Source organism: Aliivibrio wodanis, from assembly GCF_052920805.1.
Window position 1 is genome coordinate 1,476,388 of sequence record NZ_JBREXA010000002.1, and the last position, 21,788, is coordinate 1,498,175.

Here is a 21,788-nt window from a genome sequence, read left to right on the forward strand (position 1 = left end):
AATTATCCTTTATTCTCTGTGTTTACTGTCCATTGACCTAATGTAACTCGGTCATTGCCAGCATAATCTTGTTCTGTTTTGACATTAACAAAGCCATGCGCTTCAAAATAAGTACGTAATTGCTTACCTTGCTCAAAACCATGTTCCATTAGCAACCAACCATTCTCAACCAAATAAGTACGGCTATGTTCCATAATGTGAATTAAATCAGCGAAGCCTTCTTGCTCCGCAACTAATGCTGTTTGAGGTTCGAACCGTACATCACCTTGAGATAAATGAGGATCATTACCATCAATATAAGGTGGATTGCTCACAATAATAGAAAACTGTTCATCGGATTTAATTGGAGTAAACCAACTTCCCTGACGAAACTCAGTATTCATAATATGATTATCTCTGGCATTACTTTGCGCTAATTCAACCGCATCTTGTTGGTAGTCAACACCGATAACACTAAGCGTTGGTATTTCAGAGGCAATCGCTAATGCTATTGCACCCGTTCCAGTCCCTAAATCCAGTACTTTTGTTGATGATGCATCAAGGTGGTCGAGAGCAACCTCAACAAGACGTTCTGTATCAGGGCGAGGAATTAACGTGGTTGGTGATACTTTTAACGGTAATGACCAAAATTCTCGATAACCTACGATATAAGCAATAGGTTCGCCAGAGAGACGGCGAGAAAGTAGTGATTCAAATGCAGTAAGCTCTGCGTCTATTAACTCTTTTTCAGGCCAAGTCAGTAGATAACTTCTTGGTTTATCTAAAACATGACACAACAGAACAGACGCATCAACTTGAGGAGAATCACTCCCCTCAAGTTGCAGCAATTGAATTGAACGCTTTAATAGCGCATCAATAGATTGGCTCATTAGTTATGTTCAGCTAATGCTGCTAATTGGTCTGCTTGATATTCTAATACTACAGGTTCAATCAACGCAGCTAAATCACCTTCTAATACTTCATTTAAGCGGTAAATAGTTAGGTTGATACGGTGATCAGAAACACGACCTTGTGGGTAGTTATATGTACGAATACGGTCAGAACGGTCACCAGAACCTAGTAGATTACGACGTGTATCTGATACAGCTTCAGCACGACGAGCTTGTTCAGCTTGAATAATACGAGCAGCAAGAACTGACATCGCTTTTGCTTTGTTTTTATGTTGTGAACGCTCATCCTGACACTCAACAACTGTACCTGTTGGTAAGTGAGTAATACGGATTGCTGAATCTGTGGTGTTAACGTGCTGACCACCCGCGCCTGACGCACGGAAGGTATCAATTTTTAGATCTGAGGCTTTAATTTCTGGAAGATCCGCTTCTGGGATCTCAGCCATTACCGCTACAGTACACGCAGACGTATGTACACGACCTTGTGATTCAGTCTCAGGAACACGTTGTACACGGTGACCGCCTGATTCAAATTTTAATACACCATAAGCGCCATCGCCGCTTACTTTTGCAATCATTTCTTTAAAGCCACCTTGCTCAGAAACATTCGAGCTCATGACTTCGATGCGCCAGCCCTTTTTCTCTGCAAAACGAGAATACATACGGAAAAGGTTACCCGCAAAGATACCCGCTTCATCACCGCCAGCACCAGCACGGATCTCTAAGAAACAGTTACGCTCATCATTTGGATCTTTTGGAATAAGCAATACTTGTAATTCGTCAGTAAGACGCTCAATCACAGCTTTTGCTTCTTTAATCTCTTCTTGCGCCATTTCACGCATTTCAGCATCATCTTCTTGCGCCATTTCTTCAGCCGCAACCAAGTCTTCTTGAGCTTGCTCATATGCTTGGAAACACTGTGTCACTTCTTCCAATTGAGAGTATTCACGAGATAAAGCTCGGAATTTATTTTGGTCTCCAATAATTCCAGGGTCACCTAATAAATGCTGAACTTCTTCATAACGCTCAACCAGCGTCTCCAGTTTTACTCGAATTGATGCTTTCATATAATATTTATTCTTTATGTTGGTAGCGAACGCTACACTTAGTTGTCTAGACCAATACTTGAGCGGATTACAGCAAGTTTCTCTGGCTCACCATTTTTGGCGGCCTGCTGCATTGCAAGTGTTGGTGCATGAATGAGTTTATTGGTTAATTTATTACTTAGCTCTGCCAATACTTTTTCTACATTTTGGCCAGAAGCCAAGGCTTGAATACTTTTTTGTAATAATTCAGTTCTGATTGCTTCTGAATTATTTCTATACTGACGAATACTATTAACAGCTTGGCGTGAGCGGATCCAAGTCATAAAGCTAGCGCTCTCTTCGCTGACGATCGCTTCTGCTTGAATCGCTTCAATTTTTCGTTGCTCAATATTGTGATCAATTATTGACTTAAGATCATCTACCGAATACAAATAAGCGTCACTCAACTCTGCAACTTCCCCTTCTATATCTCTAGGGACGGCAATATCAACAAATAACATTGGTTGATGCCTGCGTTGTTTTAATGCGCTTTCAACCATCCCCTTACCAATAATAGGTAATGGACTGGCTGTAGAGCTGATAACAATATCGGCTTTTGGTAGATATTCTGGAATTTCAGGAAGACTAATAACGTCGGCATTAAATTGTTCAGCAAGCCCCATCGCTCTCTCACGAGTTCGATTGGCAACAATAAGTTGTTTACAACCTGCTGCATCTAAGTGCTTAGCAACCAGCTCAATCGTTTCTCCTGCGCCGACAAGAAGAACGGTAGAATCAGCAAGAGACTCAAATATTTGACGAGCCAGAATACACGCGGCATAAGCAACTGAAACGGCGTTACCACCAATATTGGTTTCTGTACGAACCCGTTTTGCTACCGAAAAATCACTTTGAAATAGTTTTTCAACGGTTCCTTCAACTGCATTTCGCTCACGAGCATCAGCAAAGGCTTTTTTTACTTGACCTAATATCTGCGGTTCACCTAATACTAAAGAATCCAAACCACAAGAAACACGCATAAGATGTTTTACTGCCGCTTGCTCTTCATAAACATAAATACTTGGCATCAATATATCTAAAGATACTAGGTGGAACTCAGCAAGCCAGTTAATAACGTAACCACTACTGATCCCTACTTTTACTTCACAGTAAATTTCAGTTCGGTTACACGTAGATAAGATCACACCACTTTGAATTGCATCACTGTTTTTTAATTCGTCTAATGCTCTGGTTAATTTGTCAGGAGAAAAAGCAACTTTCTCGCGCAAATCAACAGAGGCTGACGTATGATTGATTCCAATAACAAGCAATGACATTCGGCAAACTGACCAGTAAAAAATAACAAGGGCGAATTTTACTTGATACGACCGAGTTTTAAAAGGCATCAGGTCACTCTGTCCGAAAATTAGTGATGAATAAACACTATTTAACTCCAAATGTACGAACAATTTGCTACAATCCTAAAATCTATTTCAGATTAAACATGAGATTTTCAATAATGTTTCCTCATTTTATCCGCCTTCCATTTGTGATTCTCATTTTCTCGCTTTTTCTTAGCGCTTGTTCTAGTGTTCCATTAACCCCACAACAATCGACTCATTGGGGTAAGCATCAAGCTCAATTAGAAGCAATAACAGAGTATAAAGTGGCGGGAAAAATTGGCTATCAATCCCCAGAACAGCGTCATAGCTTAAATTTTCAATGGACGCAAAAATCAAGCAATAGCCAGCTTTTACTCACCACATTTTTAGGGCAAACCGTTATAAAAGTTACTATAGATAATGGGCATACCATTATTGAAACCGGTGATGGCCAAATCTTCGAAGGTAGAGATCCCGGTCGACTCATGTATAGCCTGACAGGTCTTAATCTTCCTATTGGCTATTTAAATGACTGGATCAAAGGCTTGCCAACTGATGCAGATAATTTCCAACTCAACGAACTCAACACCGTTGAGCATCTCGCAAAGCAAATTGGCCAAACGAATTGGCATCTGCGCTACAACAGTTATATCGAAAAAGACAACGTACTATTGCCTAATTCAATGAAACTCACTCAACAGAACACCACCATTAAAATCATTGCCTCAAATTGGACTGTTTCTCAATGATAAAAACATCGACTCGCTGGCCCTCACCAGCAAAACTAAACTTATTTCTCTACATTAATGGTCAGCAAGAGAATGGTTATCATGAACTACAAACCCTGTTTCAGTTCATCGATTTATGCGACTACCTTACAATAACTCCCAATCAATCAGGAAAGATCACCCTATATCCTGATATTCCTGGAGTAAAAACAGAAGATAATTTAATTTGGAAAGCCGCAACGCTTCTTCAGCAACATGCTCAATGTTCTTTTGGCGCTCATATTGAAATTGAAAAAATATTACCTATGGGTGGTGGTATTGGAGGTGGTTCATCAAATGCTGCAACCGCCCTAGTTGCTCTAAATTTTCTTTGGGATCTACATTTAAGTAATGAGATTTTAGCCGATTTAGGCGTTAAATTAGGAGCCGATGTACCTATTTTTGTTTACGGTTTTTCCGCCTTTGCAGAAGGCATTGGTGAAAAATTACAGCACGCCACCCCTAAAGAGTTATGGTATGTATTAATCAAACCGAAAGTCAGTATTTCTACGGTTGATGTGTTCACACATCCAGAACTGACCAGAAACACACCAAAACAGTCACTTAGCGCGCTTTTAGAAGCTTCGTACGAAAACGATTGCGAAAAAATTGTCAGAAGTGTGTATCCAGAGGTTGATTACCAACTTTCATGGCTGTTAGAATATGCGCCATCAAGATTGACTGGAACCGGCGCATGTGTTTTTTCTGAATTTAACAGTAAGAAAGATGCACAAGTCGTTTACTCCTTAATCCCTGATAATGCAACAGGATTTATCGCCCGAGGTATGAATACTTCGCCACTCAACCGCCAATTGGAAGAGTATAAATCATTATGCAACATATAAAATTCTCACAATTTGGACGCAACCCTGAGGTTTCCACCGTGCCTGACATGAAGCTATTTGCTGGTAATGCAACTCCTGAACTAGCGCAACGTATCGCTGATCGACTATACATTTCACTAGGTGACGCTACTGTAGATCGTTTTTCTGACGGCGAAGTAGCTGTTCAAATTAACGAAAACGTACGTGGTAGTGATGTTTTCATCATCCAATCTACATGTGCTCCTACTAATGACAATATTATGGAATTAGTAGTGATGATCGATGCACTTCGTCGTGCTTCTGCAGGTCGTATTACTGCGGTTATCCCTTATTTTGGTTACGCTCGTCAAGATCGTCGTGTACGTTCTGCTCGTGTACCAATCACAGCTAAAGTAATTGCCGATATGCTTTCAAACGTTGGTGTTGACCGCGTTTTAACTATCGATCTACACGCAGAACAAATTCAAGGTTTCTTCGACGTACCAGTAGACAACATTTTCGGTACTCCGGTACTGCTTGATGATATGCGTACTCGTGGCCTAGAAAACCCTGTTGTTGTATCTCCAGATTTAGGCGGTGTTGTTCGTGCTCGCGCAACAGCTAAAGCATTAGGTGATGTTGATATCGCTATCGTTGATAAGCGTCGTCCACGTGCTAACGTTTCAGAAGTAATGAACCTAATTGGTGATGTTAAAGGTCGTGACTGTGTTATCGTTGATGACATGATCGATACAGGTGGCACACTGTGTAAAGCAGCTGAAGCACTAAAAGAACGTGGGGCTAAACGTGTATTTGCTTACGCAACTCACGCTGTTTTCTCTGGTTCTGCCGCAGAAAACATCGCAAACTCAGTATTAGACCAAGTGGTTGTTACTGACTCGATTACTCTATCTAAAGAAATGGCAGCAACAGGAAAAGTGACTGAACTTAGCCTTTCTCGCATGCTAGCTGAAGCGATCCGTCGTATCAGCAATGAAGAGTCTATCTCTGCAATGTTTGATCACTAATCAAACCAAATACTATATAAAACGCCCTGCTTATGCGGGGCGTTTTTGTATTTGGGATTCTTGTGGTAATATGGCGCGCCTTTTTAATGGCACATACTAATACCATTAATTGTCTTTAGTTCTATTGGCACTAAATAAGTGTATTAATGATATTAGTATCCAAATAGAGAGATAAGTCTTTGAGCAATCAAATCAAACTTCTTGTTGGACTAGCAAACCCTGGTCTTGAATACAAAAGAACTCGTCATAATGCGGGCGCTTGGGTTGTTGAAGAACTCGCTCGTGTACATAATGTATCCCTGCGAGAAGAATCTAAATTCTTCGGTTTAACTGGTCGTATTCAAACAAATGGTCAGGATCTTCGTTTGTTGATCCCAACAACATTTATGAATTTATCTGGTAAAGCTATTGCTGCTGTAGCTAAGTTTTACCAAATAAAACCAGAAGAGATCCTTGTGGCTCACGATGAGTTAGATCTTCCTCCTGGTGTCGCAAAATTTAAAAAAGGTGGTGGACACGGTGGTCATAACGGCTTGCGTGACACGATTAGTAAATTAGCCAATACGAAAGAATTTTATCGACTTCGTATTGGTATTGGTCATCCTGGCCATAAAGATAAAGTTGCCGGTTTTGTTTTAGGAAAAGCGCCTACCAAAGAGCAAGAGCTAATCGATGCTGCTGTAGATGAGTCTACACGCTGTTTAGATATCTTGCTTAAAGACGGATTAAGTAAAGCACAAAATCGTTTACATACATTCAAAGCTGAATAACAAAGATAAGGTTTACATCATGGGTTTTAAATGCGGAATCGTTGGTCTTCCAAACGTTGGTAAATCAACACTGTTTAACGCACTAACTAAAGCAGGAATCGAAGCGGCAAACTTCCCTTTCTGTACTATTGAACCAAACACAGGCGTGGTTCCGGTTCCTGATCTACGTTTAGATGCATTAGCTAAAATCGTAAATCCACAGCGTATTCTTCCAACTACAATGGAATTTGTTGATATTGCAGGTCTTGTAGCTGGCGCATCTAAAGGTGAAGGTCTAGGTAACAAGTTCCTTGCTAACATCCGTGAAACAGATGCTATTGGTCATGTTGTTCGCTGTTTTGAAAATGAGAACATCATTCACGTTGCTGGAAAAATTTCTCCGATTGATGATATCGAAATCATCAACCTTGAGCTTGCTCTTGCGGATCTTGATTCATGTGAGCGTGCAATCTTCCGTCAAACGAAGAAAGCAAAAGGCGGAGATCAAGACGCTAAGTTTGAAATCGCAGTACTTGAAAAGCTACTTCCAGTTTTCACTGAAGGTGGTATGGCTCGTACGGTTGAGCTTTCAAAAGAAGAGATTGCAGCAGTTTCTTACCTTAACTTCCTAACGTTAAAACCAACAATGTATATTGCTAACGTTAGTGAAGATGGTTTTGAGAATAACCCATTCTTAGATATGGTTCGTGAATACGCAGAAAAAGAAAACAACGTTGTTGTTCCTGTGTGTGCTTCTATTGAATCTGAACTTTCAGAGCTTGACGATGAAGATCGTGAAGAGTTCCTTGCAGATATGGGTATTGAAGAACCAGGTCTAAACCGTGTTATCCGTTCTGGTTATGAGTTACTTACTCTACAAACGTATTTCACTGCTGGCGTAAAAGAAGTACGCGCTTGGACTATTCCTGTAGGGGCGACTGCGCCACAAGCAGCAGGTAAGATCCATACCGACTTTGAAAAAGGCTTTATCCGTGCAGAAGTTGTAGGTTATGACAACTTTATTGAATTTAGCGGCGAGAGCGGTGCTAAAGAAGCGGGCAAATGGCGTCTTGAAGGAAAGGATTACATCGTTAAAGATGGCGATGTAGTGCATTTCCGCTTCAACGTATAATAAAAAAGGCCAGCATATTTGCTGGCCTTTTTATTACTTGTCTATAATTCAATCAGTTAAACTCATTATTATTCTAGCGCTCCCTATTCACTGCATCTTGTTTTCAACTCTTATTCTTATTCTTTTACTCTAACTTCACTCTATTTTGCATATAAAAAGTACGCTTTGATTAAAATCCGTTCGAACAAACAAAGAATTCATATTTTTTTAAAAAAAGTGTTGACGCATAAGCCTCTGGTAAGCATAATGCGCTCCGTCCTCACCGATAAGACGGAAGAGAGACGAGTTAGAAAGAAAGAAACAATTTGGCTACTTAGCTCAGCTGGTTAGAGCACATCACTCATAATGATGGGGTCACAGGTTCAAATCCCGTAGTAGCCACCATACAACTTTTAATTGGTTTACCATTCACCGATTAAAATATAGAATAACTACTCTTTGTAGATTAAGTAACGATTGTTCTTAATTATCAAACAGTAGAACGCGGACGTGGCGGAATTGGTAGACGCACCAGATTTAGGTTCTGGCGCCGTAAGGTGTGAGAGTTCAAGTCTCTCCGTCCGCACCATATTTAAAGATGTATTATCTTAGTTTCATTACTAACGTAATCTTCTCTGTTGGGATATCGCCAAGCGGTAAGGCACCGGCTTTTGATGCCGGCATTCCCTGGTTCAAATCCAGGTATCCCAACCACTATTTACATAATTGATGCAACCTGATTAATTATGACAACGTTAGAAAGACTCTCCAATTCGTCTTCTAACTACAAAAATTTCTACTTTTGTTTGAGTAATAAACTGCTCTCGTAACAAATAGCAGAACGCGGACGTGGCGGAATTGGTAGACGCACCAGATTTAGGTTCTGGCGCCGCAAGGTGTGAGAGTTCAAGTCTCTCCGTCCGCACCATATTTTTGATTGTTTTATTAAAAACACTCATTGGCTACTTAGCTCAGCTGGTTAGAGCACATCACTCATAATGATGGGGTCACAGGTTCAAATCCCGTAGTAGCCACCATACAACTTTTAATTGATTTACCAATCGTCGATTAAAATATAAAAATTTCTACTTTTGTTTGAGTAATAAACTGCTCTCATAACAAATAGCAGAACGCGGACGTGGCGGAATTGGTAGACGCACCAGATTTAGGTTCTGGCGCCGCAAGGTGTGAGAGTTCAAGTCTCTCCGTCCGCACCATATTTTTGATTGTTTTATTAAAAACACTCATTGGCTACTTAGCTCAGCTGGTTAGAGCACATCACTCATAATGATGGGGTCACAGGTTCAAATCCCGTAGTAGCCACCATACAACTTTTAATTGATTTACCAATCGTCGATTAAAATATAAAAATTTCTACTTTTGTTTGAGTAATAAACTGCTCTCGTAACAAATAGCAGAACGCGGACGTGGCGGAATTGGTAGACGCACCAGATTTAGGTTCTGGCGCCGCAAGGTGTGAGAGTTCAAGTCTCTCCGTCCGCACCATATTTAAAGATGTATTATCTTAGTTTCATTACTAACGTAATCTTCTCTGTTGGGATATCGCCAAGCGGTAAGGCACCGGCTTTTGATGCCGGCATTCCCTGGTTCAAATCCAGGTATCCCAACCACTATTTACATAATTGATGCAACCTGATTAATTATGACAACGTTAGAAAGACTCTCCAATTCGTCTTCTAACTACAAAAATTTCTACTTTTGTTTGAGTAATAAACTGCTCTCGTAACAAATAGCAGAACGCGGACGTGGCGGAATTGGTAGACGCACCAGATTTAGGTTCTGGCGCCGCAAGGTGTGAGAGTTCAAGTCTCTCCGTCCGCACCATATTTAAAGATGCATTATCTTAGTTTCATTACTAACGTAATCTTCTCTGTTGGGATATCGCCAAGCGGTAAGGCACCGGCTTTTGATGCCGGCATTCCCTGGTTCAAATCCAGGTATCCCAACCACTATTTACATAATTGATGCAACCTGATTAATTATGATAACGTTAGAAAGACTCTCCAATTCGTCTTCTAACTACAAAAATTTCTACTTTTGTTTGAGTAATAAACTGCTCTCGTAACAAATAGCAGAACGCGGACGTGGCGGAATTGGTAGACGCACCAGATTTAGGTTCTGGCGCCGCAAGGTGTGAGAGTTCAAGTCTCTCCGTCCGCACCATATTTAAAGATGCATTATCTTAGTTTCATTACTAACGTAATCTTCTCTGTTGGGATATCGCCAAGCGGTAAGGCACCGGCTTTTGATGCCGGCATTCCCTGGTTCAAATCCAGGTATCCCAACCACTATTTACATAATTGATGCAACCTGATTAATTATGATAACGTTAGAAAGACTCTCCAATTCGTCTTCTAACTACAAAAATTTCTACTTTTGTTTGAGTAATAAACTGCTCTCGTAACAAATAGCAGAACGCGGACGTGGCGGAATTGGTAGACGCACCAGATTTAGGTTCTGGCGCCGTAAGGTGTGAGAGTTCAAGTCTCTCCGTCCGCACCATATTTAAAGATGCATTATCTTAGTTTCATTACTAACGTAATCTTCTCTGTTGGGATATCGCCAAGCGGTAAGGCACCGGCTTTTGATGCCGGCATTCCCTGGTTCAAATCCAGGTATCCCAACCACTTTAAAGAAAGCTCATCATTAATTTGATGAGCTTTTTTTTCGTCTGTACTATTCCTCTTCAATATCTCTTCTCATATATCCATGTTCACTTTATATCACCCAATGTAAATTCGTAATCCGATAAGTTCGTAGCAAAATTAATTAGATGAACAATCACGTAATAAAAAAGGGTGACCAAATGATCACCCTTTCTTATACAGATTCGTTTTACTCCTCCCTAAGCTCTAGTCCCTGATATTATTTCTATAAGCCCAATGCATATTTCAATGCTTGCGTTTTCAATGCCCCAGATGAATCTGCTAGTTTTAAACCGACATTACGTAAAAATTTAACTGGTGGTAATGAGTTACTAAATAAAGTGTAAAACAGATCCATACTGCTTTGCATGGCTAAGTTATCTATTTTCCGTTTAGATTGATAAGACAATAAGGCTTTATCTGTCTCAGCTCCTTTAGTTTCAATTTCTTCTAACAGCACTTTTACGTCTTTAAAGCCCAAATTAACACCTTGTCCGGCTAAAGGGTTAATCGTATGAGCCGCATCCCCTAATAAAACACAGCGATGATCGACGTATTTTTGAGCATGTCGACGAGTTAAAGGAAATGAGCCAGATTGTTCAACGGTAAATTCTCCCAGCTCCTGTGGAAAATAAGCTTTAATTTCTTTTTCTAACTGAATCGAGTTCATAGAAGAAAGCTGCTTAATCCGTTGAGGCGAGTCATACCAGACTAAAGAGCCTTTATTTCCATGTAGAGGAAGAAATGATCGAGGACCAGAAGGAGTAAACCACTGCCAAGTAATGTCTTGTTGAGCTTCAGCGGTCTCTATATTGATTAACATACAATGTTGACGATAATCCCAAGCCGTAATCCCTATTTTTGCTTTCTGACGAACATAAGAATTAGCACCATCAGCACCGATAACCCATTTTGTTTTAATCTTATCGCCATTTTCTAATGTCAGCACATTGTGGTCAGTAAAAAACTCAAGATCAGCGATTTTTGCAGGAGTAATAACAGTCAGGTTTTCATAAGTAGAAAACATTTGCCATAATCCTAATTGAATAAGACGGTTTTCAACGATAAAGCCAAGCTGCTCCATCTCTAAGGCATCAGAATGAAAACGAGTTCGACATTCTGGGTGCTCCCATGTTTCTAAGCGCTTATAAGGGCATACACGCATTTCTTTTATATATTGCCAAGCACCCAAGACTTTAAGCAGATCAACGGAAGATTGAGAAATAGCAGAAATACGAATATCCATTGGTTGGCTATCAGCAAAAGAAGCTGGCGCTTTATGCTCAATGACAGCAACTTGATATCCTAACTTTGATAAACCGATGGCAGTAGCTGCTCCCACCATTCCACCACCAACGATCGTATAATCATATTCTTTCATCATCCATAGACCTTATATGAGTCAATAATTTCCTTCATTCTACCGTGATTTACGCTGAATCTGAATCACTCAAATAATACCCATAAAATATTCAAGGACGTCTACATCTAGTCATTAAGCGTGGAAAGCAGTACAATACGCGCCCTATCCGTTTTGATTGAGCTTGTCTCTCAAAACTGTACCGAATTCTAGTAATAAAATACGAGTGAAAAAGTTACATGACTAAGAAACTGCTAATCAAAACCTGGGGCTGCCAGATGAACGAATACGATTCATCTAAAATGGCCGATCTTTTAGGTGCCGCAAATGGTTATGAATTAACTGAAGATCCAAAAGAAGCGGATGTTCTGTTATTAAATACCTGTTCAATTCGTGAAAAAGCACAAGAAAAAGTGTTTCACCAGCTGGGCCGATGGAAACATTTAAAAGATAAAAAACCAGACTTAGTTATTGGTGTTGGTGGTTGTGTAGCGACTCAAGAAGGTGATCATATTCGTCAACGCGCTCCTTACGTTGATGTTATTTTTGGCCCTCAAACACTTCACCGTTTGCCACAAATGATCAAACAATCGCTGTCTAATGAAAAAACCGTTATGGATATTTCATTTCCAGAGATCGAAAAGTTCGATAACCTTCCAGAACCAAAAGCGGATGGCGTATCTGCGTTCGTTTCTATCATGGAAGGCTGTTCAAAATACTGTACTTACTGCGTAGTTCCTTATACTCGTGGTGAAGAAGTTAGTCGTCCGTTAGATGATGTGTTATTTGAAATTGCACAGTTAGCAGAGCAAGGTGTACGTGAAGTTAACCTACTAGGCCAAAACGTAAATGCTTACCGTGGTCCAATGTATGATGGTGATATCTGTACGTTTGCAGAATTACTTCGTATGGTTGCTTCAATTGATGGTATCGACCGTTTACGCTTTACAACAAGTCACCCTCTAGAATTTGGTGATGATATCGTAGAAGTTTATGAAGACACGCCTGAATTAGTAAGCTTCCTACATTTACCAGTTCAAAGTGGTTCAGACCGTATTCTGACTATGATGAAGCGTCCTCATACTGCTATTGAGTACAAATCTATTATTCGCAAACTACGTAAAGCCCGTCCTGATATTCTAATCAGCTCAGACTTTATCGTTGCTTTCCCTGGTGAGTCAGAAAAAGACTTCCAAGACACAATGAAGCTAATTAAAGACGTTGATTTTGATATGAGCTACAGCTTTGTCTTTTCTCCTCGTCCTGGTACGCCTGCGGCTGATTATCCATGTGATATTCCAGAGCAAACGAAAAAAGACCGTTTGGCTGAACTTCAACAACAAATTAACTTCCAATCATCACGTTTCTCTCGTCAAATGCTGGATACAGAAGTTCGTGCATTAGTTGAAGGTCCATCAAAACGTAACCCTATGGAACTACGTGCTCGTACTGAAAACAACCGTGTTGTTAACTTTACCGGTAGCCCTGAGTTAATTGGCCAATTTGTTGATATTCATATTACAGAATCATTCACGAACTCACTACGTGGTGAGCTAGTTCGTACAGAAAAAGACATGGGATTACGTGTTGCTGTCTCACCTTCAGAAATGATGGAAAAGACTCGTCGCGAAGACGATCTAGGTGTTGGAACTTTCACACCATAATGTGACATTATCAGTAAAACCAAAGACAAAAAAAGATGATTAAGGTTTCTTGATCATCTTTTTTCTTATTTAGCCTTGAGATAATTCCGTCTTTGCCCAATAAATAATAGATATATCCCATCATTATTTAAATTCTGAGAGGCGACATTGAGCATTAAAACAACCAAATTAGAGTTGACCTTAGAGCCAGCAGATAACCAACGCTTATCCAGCCTTTGCGGTCCATTTGATGACAACATAAAACATCTTGAACGTCGCCTTGGCGTTGAAGTGAATTATCGAGGTAATCTTTTCACCGTTGTTGGTAAACCTCATACTGTTTCAGCTGCAATTGATATTTTAAAAGACCTTTATGTTAGTACTGCGCCAGTTAAAAACCAATATCCTGATATTGAACCAGAGCAAATCCATTTAGCGGTAAAAGAGTCCGGCATACTTGAACAGGCAAAAGAAGATGTATCTACCATTCCTTACGGTAAAGAGATCTTCATTAAAACTAAAAAAGGTCTAATCAAACCAAGAACAGAAAACCAAGCTCAATATGTAACCAATATGGTGACTCACGATATTACTTTTGGTATTGGTCCAGCGGGTACAGGTAAAACATACCTTGCTGTTGCTGCCGCGGTTGATGCATTAGAGCGCCAAGAAGTTCGTCGTATTCTTTTAACTCGACCAGCGGTAGAAGCCGGCGAAAAACTGGGATTCTTACCTGGTGATTTAAGTCAAAAGGTTGACCCTTACCTTCGCCCTCTCTACGATGCTCTTTTTGAAATGCTTGGTTTTGAACGTGTTGAAAAGCTAATTGAACGAAGTGTTATCGAAGTCGCGCCACTGGCTTACATGCGTGGACGAACACTAAATGATGCCTTTATCATCTTAGATGAAAGTCAAAACACCACTGTAGAGCAAATGAAAATGTTCTTAACTCGTATTGGCTTTAATTCTCGTGCAGTGATAACGGGTGATGTTACCCAAATAGATTTACCTCGTGGTACTAAATCAGGCCTGCGCCATGCTACTGAAGTATTATCAGAAGTAGATGAGATAAGTTTCAATTTCTTTATTGCCGATGATGTAGTTCGTCACCCAGTGGTTGCTCGCATTGTCAATGCTTATGAAAAATGGGAAGCAAAAGATCAAAAAGAGCGTAAACTAGAAGAAATACGCAGAAAGCAAGAGCGTGATGCTCGTTTAGCTGACGCTGATAATAATAAGTAATAAATTTAGGTGAACAATGAGCATTGAACTCGATCTACAAATTGCCTGTGAAAATGAAAAAGACCTGCCTTCAGAGAAAGACTTGATGTCTTGGCTAAATGCAGTGCTTCCTCAATTTCAACCACAAGCTGAATTAACCATTCGAATTGTAGATGAAAAAGAAAGTCACGAGTTAAACCATCAATACCGTGGTATGGATAAGCCAACGAATGTATTATCCTTTCCGTTTGAAGCACCTCCTGAGATTGAAATCGATTTATTAGGTGACTTAATCATTTGTCGTCAAGTCGTTGAAAAAGAAGCTGTTGAGCAAAATAAGCCTTTATTAGCACATTGGGCGCATATGGTTGTACATGGTAGTCTTCATCTGCTAGGTTATGACCATATCGAGGATGAAGAAGCCGAAGAGATGGAATCACTCGAAACCGAATTAATGCAAGAAATGGGATTTGAAGACCCGTATCTCGCTGAGAAATAATTGTTGGAATAATCCAATAGTTACCTATGTGAGCTATCCACATTGATAGCAACTACTTTTAAAGAAGCCATGAACGACGAAAATTCACAGAATACAGAAGGCCCGAGTAGAAAGTCCTTCTTAGGACGCCTTTCTCAACTATTCCAAGGAGAGCCTAAAGATCGCCAAGAACTGGTAGATGTATTTAGAGACTCTGAAGAGAATGAAGTTATTGACCACGACACCCGAGACATGCTCGAGGGTGTTATGGAAATATCTGAAATGAGAGTTCGAGACATCATGTTACCGCGCTCTCAAATGGTCACAGTTGAAAAAACTCAAGATCTAGAATCACTGATAGCAACTATCATAGAAGCGTCACACTCACGCTACCCTGTGATCAGTGAAGATAAAGACCATGTTGAAGGAATACTCCTTGCGAAGGACTTATTAAGATACTTAGGCTCAGACTGTGAAGCCTTTGAGATCGAACAAGTTATTCGACCTGCTGTTGTAGTACCAGAAAGCAAACGTGTTGATAAACTTTTAAAAGAGTTTAGAGAAGAGCGTTACCACATGGCTATCGTAGTTGATGAGTTTGGTGGTGTATCTGGTTTAGTTACCATTGAAGATATCCTAGAAGAAATTGTTGGTGATATTGAAGATGAGTTTGATGACGAAGAAGAAAAAGACATCCGTCAGTTAAGCAAGCACACATTTGCTGTGAAAGCCCTAACTGAAATCGATGACTTTAATGACGCTTTTACATCACACTTCAGTGACGACGAAATCGATACAGTTGGTGGGTTAGTGTTAACCAGTTTCGGGCATTTACCTGAAAGTGGAGAAACTATCGAGATCTCTGGTTTTACCTTCAAGGTTACCGCCGCAGACAATCGTCGTATTATTCAGCTTCAAGTGACGATTCCTGATAAAGAGTCGATAAAAACAGAATCTGAAGAAGAATAACAAAATCAGCCACTGATCTTTCAGTGGCTGAACTTTATCTAAATAATAAAGACTAACTCTTTTTGCAATACCACTCATCTTTCTATCAGAGTTAATAAGCCATGCCTTTACTGTCTAATTACCTTTTTCGCATCATCATAGCTTTACTTTCTGGCGCCAGTGCAACATTAGCATTTGCACCTTACTCTTTGTGGATCTTTGCTTATATTGCTCCACTTTGCTTTTTGCTTGTTATTCATCAACAATCAACAAAGAAATCAACTTGGCTAGGCTTCTTCTGGGGTCTTGGTTATTTTGCGACAGGCATCAGCTGGGTACATATTAGTATTGATAATTTTGGTGGCATGCCAATGGCTGCTGGCTTATTCCTTATGATTGGTTTAATCAGCTACCTTGCCTTGTATCCGGCATTATTCGCCTTCCTTCTACAACGTTTTTTTACATCTCACTCCCTAACGAAATACTTACTTGCAGTACCTGCTCTTTGGCTCGTCACCGACTGGCTTCGTGGTTGGGTATTTACTGGTTTTCCTTGGTTATGGTTAGGCTACAGCCAAATAGACAGCCCATTATCAGTATGGGGACCTATTTTTGGTGTTGAAGGGATCACGGCTATTATTCTCATTTCTTCAGGGGCTATTGCTTACGCTCTATTAGAAAAAAAATGGGGCTTATTACTAATACCTGCAATTCTTGCTGCAACCTCTTTTGCGATTAAGCCTTTTGATTGGGTCACCCCTCAGCCAGATAAAGTAACTAAAGTGGCTCTAATTCAGGGTAATATCAACCAAGCCTTAAAATGGTTACCAAGGGAACGTTGGCCAACCATCATGAAATATATGGATTTAACACGTAAGAATTGGAATGCGGATTTAATTGTTTGGCCAGAAGCGGCAATCCCTGCATTAGAAATGGAAATACCAAGTTTTTTACGTAATCTTGATAGTGCTGCCACAATGAATAATAGTACTATTATCACTGGTGTTGTTGGTCAAAGCCCTACTGGTAATTTTTATAACAATATAATTTCTTTAGGGATGAATGGAACTGGTGGTTATGATTATACTGATCAGCCAAGATACAGTAAGCACCACCTTCTTCCTTTTGGTGAATTTGTACCTTTTGAGAAATTACTTCGTCCATTGGCTCCTATCTTTAATCTACCAATGTCTTCATTCAGTCGTGGTGATTACATTCAACCAAATATGGAAGCAAGCGGTACACGCTTAGCTCCAGCATTATGCTATGAAATAGTCTACGGTGAACAAGTTCGAGAAAACATTACCGAGCAAACGGATTACATTTTAACGCTTTCTAATGATGCTTGGTTTGGTACTTCGATTGGGCCACTACAGCATATGGAAATGGCACAAATGCGTGCACTAGAAACAGGCAAACCTGTTATTCGCTCAACAAATAATGGCGTAACTGCGATCACTGATTATCGTGGCAACATTACTCAACAAATCCCACAGTTCACCACTGCGGTATTACGAGGCGAAGTTATCCCTACGACAGGAACAACGCCTTATCGTTACTGGGGTTCAATACCTTTGTATCTGTTAGTGCTTTTATCTTTGCTTATCGCTTGGCGAAAACGAACCTAATTAAATTAGATCTTGGTCTGTATTTCTTAATTGATATACAGACCTCCTACTTTGTTAAACCTGACATCACTATGGTTTCAATGATAAACGAGTAAATTCTTCATTATCGCAATGAGTACAAGGTTGAATAATTTGGGCGTGATTAAACTGCTCACGGTGCCCACATTTTTCACATACTAAAATGCCTAATCCAACCATTTCTCCAACTTGATATACTCCTTGATGCTCTAAATCATCAAATACTTCTTTCCATTCGACTTGTGTTTTGTCTGTTATTTCAAGTAAACCATGCCAAATTGAGTCAGCAATCAACCGATAGAAAGGGGAGTCTGGAAAAGTCGTTTTGCTCTCTTCATAGCTTTGAGCAAACTCTTTAATATCTCGTCTAACATAGTTTGAAATCAACGCTAATTCATCTTTAGTCATATCAGATGCAGCTTCCATCACTTCTTCTGATGATTTAGCCCAATGCTGAAACTCTTCAGGGCTTCTTTCCAATACATTCATAACACGCTCAAAGACAGCGTTATAACCTGTTTTTTGTTTAGACATAAGTCACCTCCAAGGATTCGCTAGATTTATATAGCGAAGAGTGAGTTAAAGGTTATCAGGTCGCTTGAGTATAAGCGCTCCATTAGTTATTCTATGCTGATCAAGTATTATCTGATCAAACCGATCTCACATTTTTTGTGATCCACTGACATAACTGGGTAAATCGATGCAAGAACAATATAATCCACAGGATCTTGAACAGAAGATCCAAAAACATTGGGACGACAACAAAACGTTTGTTGTGACTGAAGACGCAAGCAAAGAAAAATTCTACTGCCTCTCAATGTTCCCATACCCAAGTGGTCGTCTACACATGGGTCACGTTCGTAACTACACCATTGGTGATGTGGTTTCTCGTTACCAACGTCTACAAGGCAAAAACGTAATGCAACCTATCGGTTGGGATGCGTTTGGTCTTCCTGCTGAGAATGCGGCTGTTAAAAACAACACAGCACCAGCACCTTGGACTTACGAAAACATCGAATACATGAAAAACCAACTTAAACTATTAGGCTTTGGTTACGATTGGAATCGTGAGTTTGCAACCTGTACACCTGAATATTACCGTTGGGAACAAGAGTTCTTCACAAAACTGTACAACAAAGGCCTAGTTTATAAAAAAACCTCTTCTGTAAACTGGTGTCCAAACGACCAAACTGTTCTTGCAAACGAACAAGTTGAAGATGGTTGTTGTTGGCGTTGTGATACCCCTGTTGAACAAAAGAAAATTCCACAGTGGTTCATTAAAATTACTGAATACGCACAAGAGCTTCTTGATGATCTAGATAACCTTGATGGTTGGCCAGAAATGGTTAAAACCATGCAACGCAACTGGATTGGTCGTTCTGAAGGCGTAGAGCTATCTTTTGCTGTAAATGACGAAGAAGCTCCTTTAGAAGTATATACCACTCGTCCAGATACGCTAATGGGTGTTACTTACGTTGGCATCGCAGCAGGTCACCCTCTTGCTGAGAAAGCGGCAGCAACAAACCCTGAACTATTCGCATTCACAGAAGAGTGTCGCAATACTAAAGTTGCTGAAGCAGAATTAGCAACGATGGAAAAGAAAGGTATGGATACTGGCCTACGTGCTATCCACCCTCTTAACGGTCGTGAAGTGCCAATTTTTGTCGCAAACTTCGTATTAATGGATTACGGCACGGGTGCTGTAATGGCAGTTCCTGCTCACGATCAACGTGATTATGAATTTGCGACTAAATACAACTTAGACATCATCCCAGTAATCAAGCCTGAAGATGGTTCTGATGTAGACGTATCTGAAGCTGCTTACACTGAAAAAGGCGTTCTGTTTGATTCTGGTGAATTCGACGGTCTTGCTTTCCAAGAGGCATTTGATGCTATCGCTGCGAAATTAGAAGCAGAAGGTAAAGGCAAGAAAACAGTAAACTTCCGTCTACGTGACTGGGGTGTTTCTCGTCAACGTTACTGGGGTGCTCCAATCCCAATGGTAACAACGGAAGATGGTGAAGTTCACCCTGTTCCTGCTGACCAACTACCAGTAATTCTTCCTGAAGATGTGGTAATGGACGGCGTAACTAGCCCAATTAAAGCAGACAAAGAGTGGGCTAAAACCACTTTTAACGGCGAACCTGCACTGCGTGAAACAGATACCTTTGATACCTTTATGGAATCATCTTGGTACTACGCACGTTACTGTTCACCACAAGCTGACGATATTCTAGACCCAGAAAAAGCAAACTACTGGTTACCAGTAGACCAATACGTTGGTGGTATTGAACATGCATGTATGCACCTTCTTTACTCTCGCTTCTTCCATAAGCTTCTACGTGATGCTGGTTATGTAAATTCAGATGAACCATTCAAACAACTTTTATGTCAAGGTATGGTACTTGCTGATGCATTCCACCACACTAACGATAAAGGTACAAAAGAGTGGATCGCGCCAACAGATGTAACTATCGAACGTGACGCAAAAGGTCGCATCGAGAAAGCAGTTGATAACCAAGGCCGCAATGTTGAACACTCAGGCATGATCAAAATGTCTAAGTCTAAAAACAACGGTATTGACCCTCAAGAGATGGTTGATAAATTTGGTGCCGATACGGTTCGTCTATTCATGATGTTTGCAGCGCCTGCTGATATGACTCTAGAATGGCAAGAGTCAGGCGTTGAAGGTGCTAGTCGCTTCCTTAAACGTGTGTGGAAATTAGTTCATGACCACACAACAAAAGGCGCAACAGAAGCATTAGATGTTGCCGCTCTTTCTGGTGACCAAAAAGCATTACGCCGTGATGTTCACAAAACAATTGCAAAAGTAAGTGATGATATTGGCCGTCGCCAAACCTTCAACACCGCTATTGCTGCAATCATGGAATTGATGAACAAGCTAAATAAAGCACCTCAAGGATCAGCACAAGATCGCGCTCTTCTTGACGAAGCATTAAAAGCCGTTGTTGTTATGCTTTACCCAATGACTCCACACGCAAGCTTTGCAATGTGGGATGCATTAGGTGAATCAAACATCGATACTGCAGCATGGCCAACATTTGATGAAAAAGCACTTGTTGAAGATGAGAAAACTATCGTAGTTATGATCAACGGTAAATTGCGTGCAAAACTGATCGTTGCTGCTGATGCAACAGAAGAGCAAGTGAAAGAGCTTGGTCTAAAAGATGAAAACGCACTTAAGTTCCTAGATGGCCTAACTATTCGTAAAGTTATCTATGTACCAGGTAAGCTGTTAAACATCGTTGCTAACTAATATTGCCAATTTACTGGCTTACTAGTTAATATCACATTAGTAGTAAAAAGTAATTTGAACCTTTTTTCTGATTACTTTTCTATTTGAAGCATAAGCGATTTACTCGCTTATGCTTCATTTAACTTTTTTATCTTAGGCATCATACAAAGTTACCTATAGAATAGTTAAATAAGCATTTTTATCACCACTTGAGGGAGTTACTCGGTGAAACGACTTTTATCTCTATTTTCTCTTCGCACAACAATTATTTTAACCCTTTCATTAATGACTTCTGCATGTGGATTTCATTTACGTGGCGATTATTTATTGCCCGAGGAATTGCATGAGATCTCATTATCCACTTTTGATCAATATAGTGATTTAACACGTAATGTCCAAAAGCAACTTCGCATGAATGGAATTAGACAGGTTGCACCAACAGCATTAACACCAAGCTTAAACTTAATCAATGAAAGCATTGGTGAGCGTACGCTATCACTTTACCAAAATAGCCGAGCAGCTGAGAAAGAGTTAACTTATAACGTCAAATATAGTGTATTAATCCCTAATCACGATATAAAAACGTACACGACTACGGTTAATCGTAATTACCTTGATAACCCATTAACCGCATTAGCTAAGTCCGTTGAACGAGATATGATTGAAGATGAGATGCGAACTCAAGCTTCAGAGCAAATTTTACGTCAAATGGCGCGCCTTAAAGCAGATGATGCAGCAACAGATACAACAGATAGCATCACAAATGAGGATGCGACAGAGACAACAATAACAACGACAGAAAACACTCAATAACA

Annotated in this window: 17 protein-coding genes and 15 tRNA genes; 27 read left to right on the forward strand and 5 right to left on the reverse strand. The window is 40.2% G+C overall.

What is annotated here, in order from left to right; genetic code table 11:
- Positions 1–2: 2 nt before the first annotated feature.
- From prmC to hemA, 3 genes are read right to left on the reverse strand one after another with little or no spacing between them, the layout of a single operon-like run.
- The gene (gene prmC / locus ACU5DF_RS14645) at positions 3–869 is read right to left on the reverse strand and encodes a peptide chain release factor N(5)-glutamine methyltransferase (RefSeq protein ID WP_446713395.1); all 867 of its coding nucleotides are present in this window, start codon (positions 867–869) and stop codon (positions 3–5) included.
- A complete protein-coding gene (gene prfA, locus ACU5DF_RS14650; protein ID WP_446713396.1) occupies positions 869–1,957 on the reverse strand; it encodes a peptide chain release factor 1 in 1,089 nt (362 codons plus the stop codon). The genes prmC and prfA overlap by 1 nt, the downstream gene beginning before the upstream one ends.
- Before the next feature lie 38 nt (positions 1,958–1,995).
- Positions 1,996–3,252 (reverse strand): glutamyl-tRNA reductase, encoded by a 1,257-nt coding sequence (hemA, locus tag ACU5DF_RS14655; protein WP_446713397.1) that lies wholly within the window; start codon positions 3,250–3,252, stop codon positions 1,996–1,998.
- A gap of 167 nt (positions 3,253–3,419) precedes the next feature.
- Here hemA and lolB point away from each other — a divergent pair, with 167 nt between their 5' ends.
- From lolB to ACU5DF_RS14755, 20 genes are all read left to right on the forward strand, one after another.
- Positions 3,420–4,046 carry a lipoprotein insertase outer membrane protein LolB gene (lolB, locus tag ACU5DF_RS14660; RefSeq protein WP_446713398.1) on the forward strand — a complete coding sequence of 209 codons (627 nt, stop codon included), beginning with the start codon at positions 3,420–3,422 and terminating at the stop codon, positions 4,044–4,046.
- Entirely contained in the window at positions 4,043–4,909 is an 867-nt protein-coding gene (gene ispE, locus ACU5DF_RS14665) for a 4-(cytidine 5'-diphospho)-2-C-methyl-D-erythritol kinase (protein WP_446713399.1), read from the forward strand. Before lolB ends, ispE begins: the two co-directional genes overlap by 4 nt.
- 38 nt (positions 4,910–4,947) lie before the next feature.
- Entirely contained in the window at positions 4,948–5,895 is a 948-nt protein-coding gene (locus tag ACU5DF_RS14670; RefSeq protein WP_122036154.1) for a ribose-phosphate pyrophosphokinase, read from the forward strand.
- Positions 5,896–6,074: 179 nt separating this feature from the next.
- Positions 6,075–6,665, forward strand: a complete 591-nt coding sequence (pth, locus tag ACU5DF_RS14675) for an aminoacyl-tRNA hydrolase (protein ID WP_045101508.1) — start codon at positions 6,075–6,077, stop codon at positions 6,663–6,665.
- Positions 6,666–6,684: 19 nt separating this feature from the next.
- Positions 6,685–7,776 (forward strand): redox-regulated ATPase YchF, encoded by a 1,092-nt coding sequence (gene ychF, locus ACU5DF_RS14680; RefSeq protein WP_045101507.1) that lies wholly within the window; start codon positions 6,685–6,687, stop codon positions 7,774–7,776.
- A gap of 307 nt (positions 7,777–8,083) precedes the next feature.
- Positions 8,084–8,160, forward strand: a tRNA-Met gene (locus tag ACU5DF_RS14685).
- Between the two features lie 99 nt (positions 8,161–8,259).
- Positions 8,260–8,344: transfer RNA gene (locus ACU5DF_RS14690), tRNA-Leu, on the forward strand.
- A gap of 50 nt (positions 8,345–8,394) precedes the next feature.
- Positions 8,395–8,469: transfer RNA gene (locus tag ACU5DF_RS14695), tRNA-Gln, on the forward strand.
- Between the two features lie 129 nt (positions 8,470–8,598).
- Positions 8,599–8,683: transfer RNA gene (locus ACU5DF_RS14700), tRNA-Leu, on the forward strand.
- A gap of 32 nt (positions 8,684–8,715) precedes the next feature.
- Positions 8,716–8,792: transfer RNA gene (locus tag ACU5DF_RS14705), tRNA-Met, on the forward strand.
- 95 nt (positions 8,793–8,887) lie between these two features.
- Positions 8,888–8,972, forward strand: a tRNA-Leu gene (locus ACU5DF_RS14710).
- 32 nt (positions 8,973–9,004) lie between these two features.
- Positions 9,005–9,081: transfer RNA gene (locus tag ACU5DF_RS14715), tRNA-Met, on the forward strand.
- A gap of 95 nt (positions 9,082–9,176) precedes the next feature.
- A tRNA-Leu gene (locus ACU5DF_RS14720) sits at positions 9,177–9,261 on the forward strand.
- Between the two features lie 50 nt (positions 9,262–9,311).
- A tRNA-Gln gene (locus ACU5DF_RS14725) sits at positions 9,312–9,386 on the forward strand.
- Between the two features lie 129 nt (positions 9,387–9,515).
- Positions 9,516–9,600 (forward strand) — tRNA-Leu (locus ACU5DF_RS14730).
- A gap of 50 nt (positions 9,601–9,650) precedes the next feature.
- A tRNA-Gln gene (locus tag ACU5DF_RS14735) sits at positions 9,651–9,725 on the forward strand.
- Positions 9,726–9,854: 129 nt separating this feature from the next.
- Positions 9,855–9,939, forward strand: a tRNA-Leu gene (locus tag ACU5DF_RS14740).
- 50 nt (positions 9,940–9,989) lie between these two features.
- Positions 9,990–10,064: transfer RNA gene (locus ACU5DF_RS14745), tRNA-Gln, on the forward strand.
- A 129-nt stretch (positions 10,065–10,193) separates the two neighbouring features.
- Positions 10,194–10,278 (forward strand) — tRNA-Leu (locus ACU5DF_RS14750).
- 50 nt (positions 10,279–10,328) lie between these two features.
- A tRNA-Gln gene (locus tag ACU5DF_RS14755) sits at positions 10,329–10,403 on the forward strand.
- Between the two features lie 244 nt (positions 10,404–10,647).
- Here the strand turns inward: ACU5DF_RS14755 and ACU5DF_RS14760 are convergent.
- Entirely contained in the window at positions 10,648–11,805 is a 1,158-nt protein-coding gene (locus ACU5DF_RS14760) for a 2-octaprenyl-3-methyl-6-methoxy-1,4-benzoquinol hydroxylase (protein WP_446713400.1), read from the reverse strand.
- A gap of 215 nt (positions 11,806–12,020) precedes the next feature.
- Between ACU5DF_RS14760 and miaB the strand changes: the two genes are divergently transcribed.
- From miaB to lnt, 5 genes are all read left to right on the forward strand, one after another.
- Positions 12,021–13,445: a tRNA (N6-isopentenyl adenosine(37)-C2)-methylthiotransferase MiaB gene (gene miaB, locus ACU5DF_RS14765; protein WP_045101505.1), complete on the forward strand. Its 1,425-nt coding sequence runs from the start codon at positions 12,021–12,023 to the stop codon at positions 13,443–13,445.
- A 147-nt stretch (positions 13,446–13,592) separates the two neighbouring features.
- Entirely contained in the window at positions 13,593–14,666 is a 1,074-nt protein-coding gene (locus tag ACU5DF_RS14770; RefSeq protein ID WP_446713401.1) for a PhoH family protein, read from the forward strand.
- A gap of 16 nt (positions 14,667–14,682) precedes the next feature.
- The gene (gene ybeY, locus ACU5DF_RS14775; protein ID WP_045101503.1) at positions 14,683–15,144 is read left to right on the forward strand and encodes an rRNA maturation RNase YbeY; all 462 of its coding nucleotides are present in this window, start codon (positions 14,683–14,685) and stop codon (positions 15,142–15,144) included.
- A gap of 69 nt (positions 15,145–15,213) precedes the next feature.
- Positions 15,214–16,092, forward strand: coding sequence for a CNNM family magnesium/cobalt transport protein CorC (corC, locus tag ACU5DF_RS14780; protein WP_446713402.1), 879 nt, complete (start codon positions 15,214–15,216; stop codon positions 16,090–16,092).
- Positions 16,093–16,193: 101 nt separating this feature from the next.
- Positions 16,194–17,699 (forward strand): apolipoprotein N-acyltransferase, encoded by a 1,506-nt coding sequence (gene lnt / locus ACU5DF_RS14785; protein ID WP_446713403.1) that lies wholly within the window; start codon positions 16,194–16,196, stop codon positions 17,697–17,699.
- 69 nt (positions 17,700–17,768) lie between these two features.
- Here the strand turns inward: lnt and ACU5DF_RS14790 are convergent, their stop codons facing one another.
- Positions 17,769–18,251 (reverse strand): zinc ribbon-containing protein, encoded by a 483-nt coding sequence (locus ACU5DF_RS14790; RefSeq protein ID WP_446713404.1) that lies wholly within the window; start codon positions 18,249–18,251, stop codon positions 17,769–17,771.
- A gap of 166 nt (positions 18,252–18,417) precedes the next feature.
- On the opposite strand from ACU5DF_RS14790, the gene leuS reads away from it, so the two are divergent.
- Both leuS and ACU5DF_RS14800 read left to right on the forward strand, forming a co-directional pair.
- Entirely contained in the window at positions 18,418–20,994 is a 2,577-nt protein-coding gene (leuS, locus tag ACU5DF_RS14795; protein ID WP_446713405.1) for a leucine--tRNA ligase, read from the forward strand.
- A 264-nt stretch (positions 20,995–21,258) separates the two neighbouring features.
- Complete coding sequence (locus tag ACU5DF_RS14800) at positions 21,259–21,786, forward strand: LPS-assembly lipoprotein LptE (protein WP_446714250.1); 528 nt, start codon at positions 21,259–21,261, stop codon at positions 21,784–21,786.
- Positions 21,787–21,788: the final 2 nt, after the last annotated feature.

Excerpts from the sequence above, each read along its gene's own strand:
- prmC (WP_446713395.1), bottom strand. The coding sequence starts at position 869 with ATGAGCCAATCTATTGATGCGCTATTAAAGCGTTCAATTCAATTGCTG.
- prfA (WP_446713396.1), bottom strand. The coding sequence starts at position 1,957 with ATGAAAGCATCAATTCGAGTAAAACTGGAGACGCTGGTTGAGCGTTAT.
- hemA (WP_446713397.1), bottom strand. The coding sequence starts at position 3,252 with ATGTCATTGCTTGTTATTGGAATCAATCATACGTCAGCCTCTGTTGAT.
- lolB (WP_446713398.1), top strand. The coding sequence starts at position 3,420 with ATGAGATTTTCAATAATGTTTCCTCATTTTATCCGCCTTCCATTTGTG.
- ispE (WP_446713399.1), top strand. The coding sequence starts at position 4,043 with ATGATAAAAACATCGACTCGCTGGCCCTCACCAGCAAAACTAAACTTA.
- ychF (WP_045101507.1), top strand. The coding sequence starts at position 6,685 with ATGGGTTTTAAATGCGGAATCGTTGGTCTTCCAAACGTTGGTAAATCA.
- ACU5DF_RS14760 (WP_446713400.1), bottom strand. The coding sequence starts at position 11,805 with ATGATGAAAGAATATGATTATACGATCGTTGGTGGTGGAATGGTGGGA.
- miaB (WP_045101505.1), top strand. The coding sequence starts at position 12,021 with ATGACTAAGAAACTGCTAATCAAAACCTGGGGCTGCCAGATGAACGAA.
- ybeY (WP_045101503.1), top strand. The coding sequence starts at position 14,683 with ATGAGCATTGAACTCGATCTACAAATTGCCTGTGAAAATGAAAAAGAC.
- corC (WP_446713402.1), top strand. The coding sequence starts at position 15,214 with ATGAACGACGAAAATTCACAGAATACAGAAGGCCCGAGTAGAAAGTCC.
- lnt (WP_446713403.1), top strand. The coding sequence starts at position 16,194 with ATGCCTTTACTGTCTAATTACCTTTTTCGCATCATCATAGCTTTACTT.
- ACU5DF_RS14790 (WP_446713404.1), bottom strand. The coding sequence starts at position 18,251 with ATGTCTAAACAAAAAACAGGTTATAACGCTGTCTTTGAGCGTGTTATG.
- leuS (WP_446713405.1), top strand. The coding sequence starts at position 18,418 with ATGCAAGAACAATATAATCCACAGGATCTTGAACAGAAGATCCAAAAA.
- ACU5DF_RS14800 (WP_446714250.1), top strand. The coding sequence starts at position 21,259 with ATGACTTCTGCATGTGGATTTCATTTACGTGGCGATTATTTATTGCCC.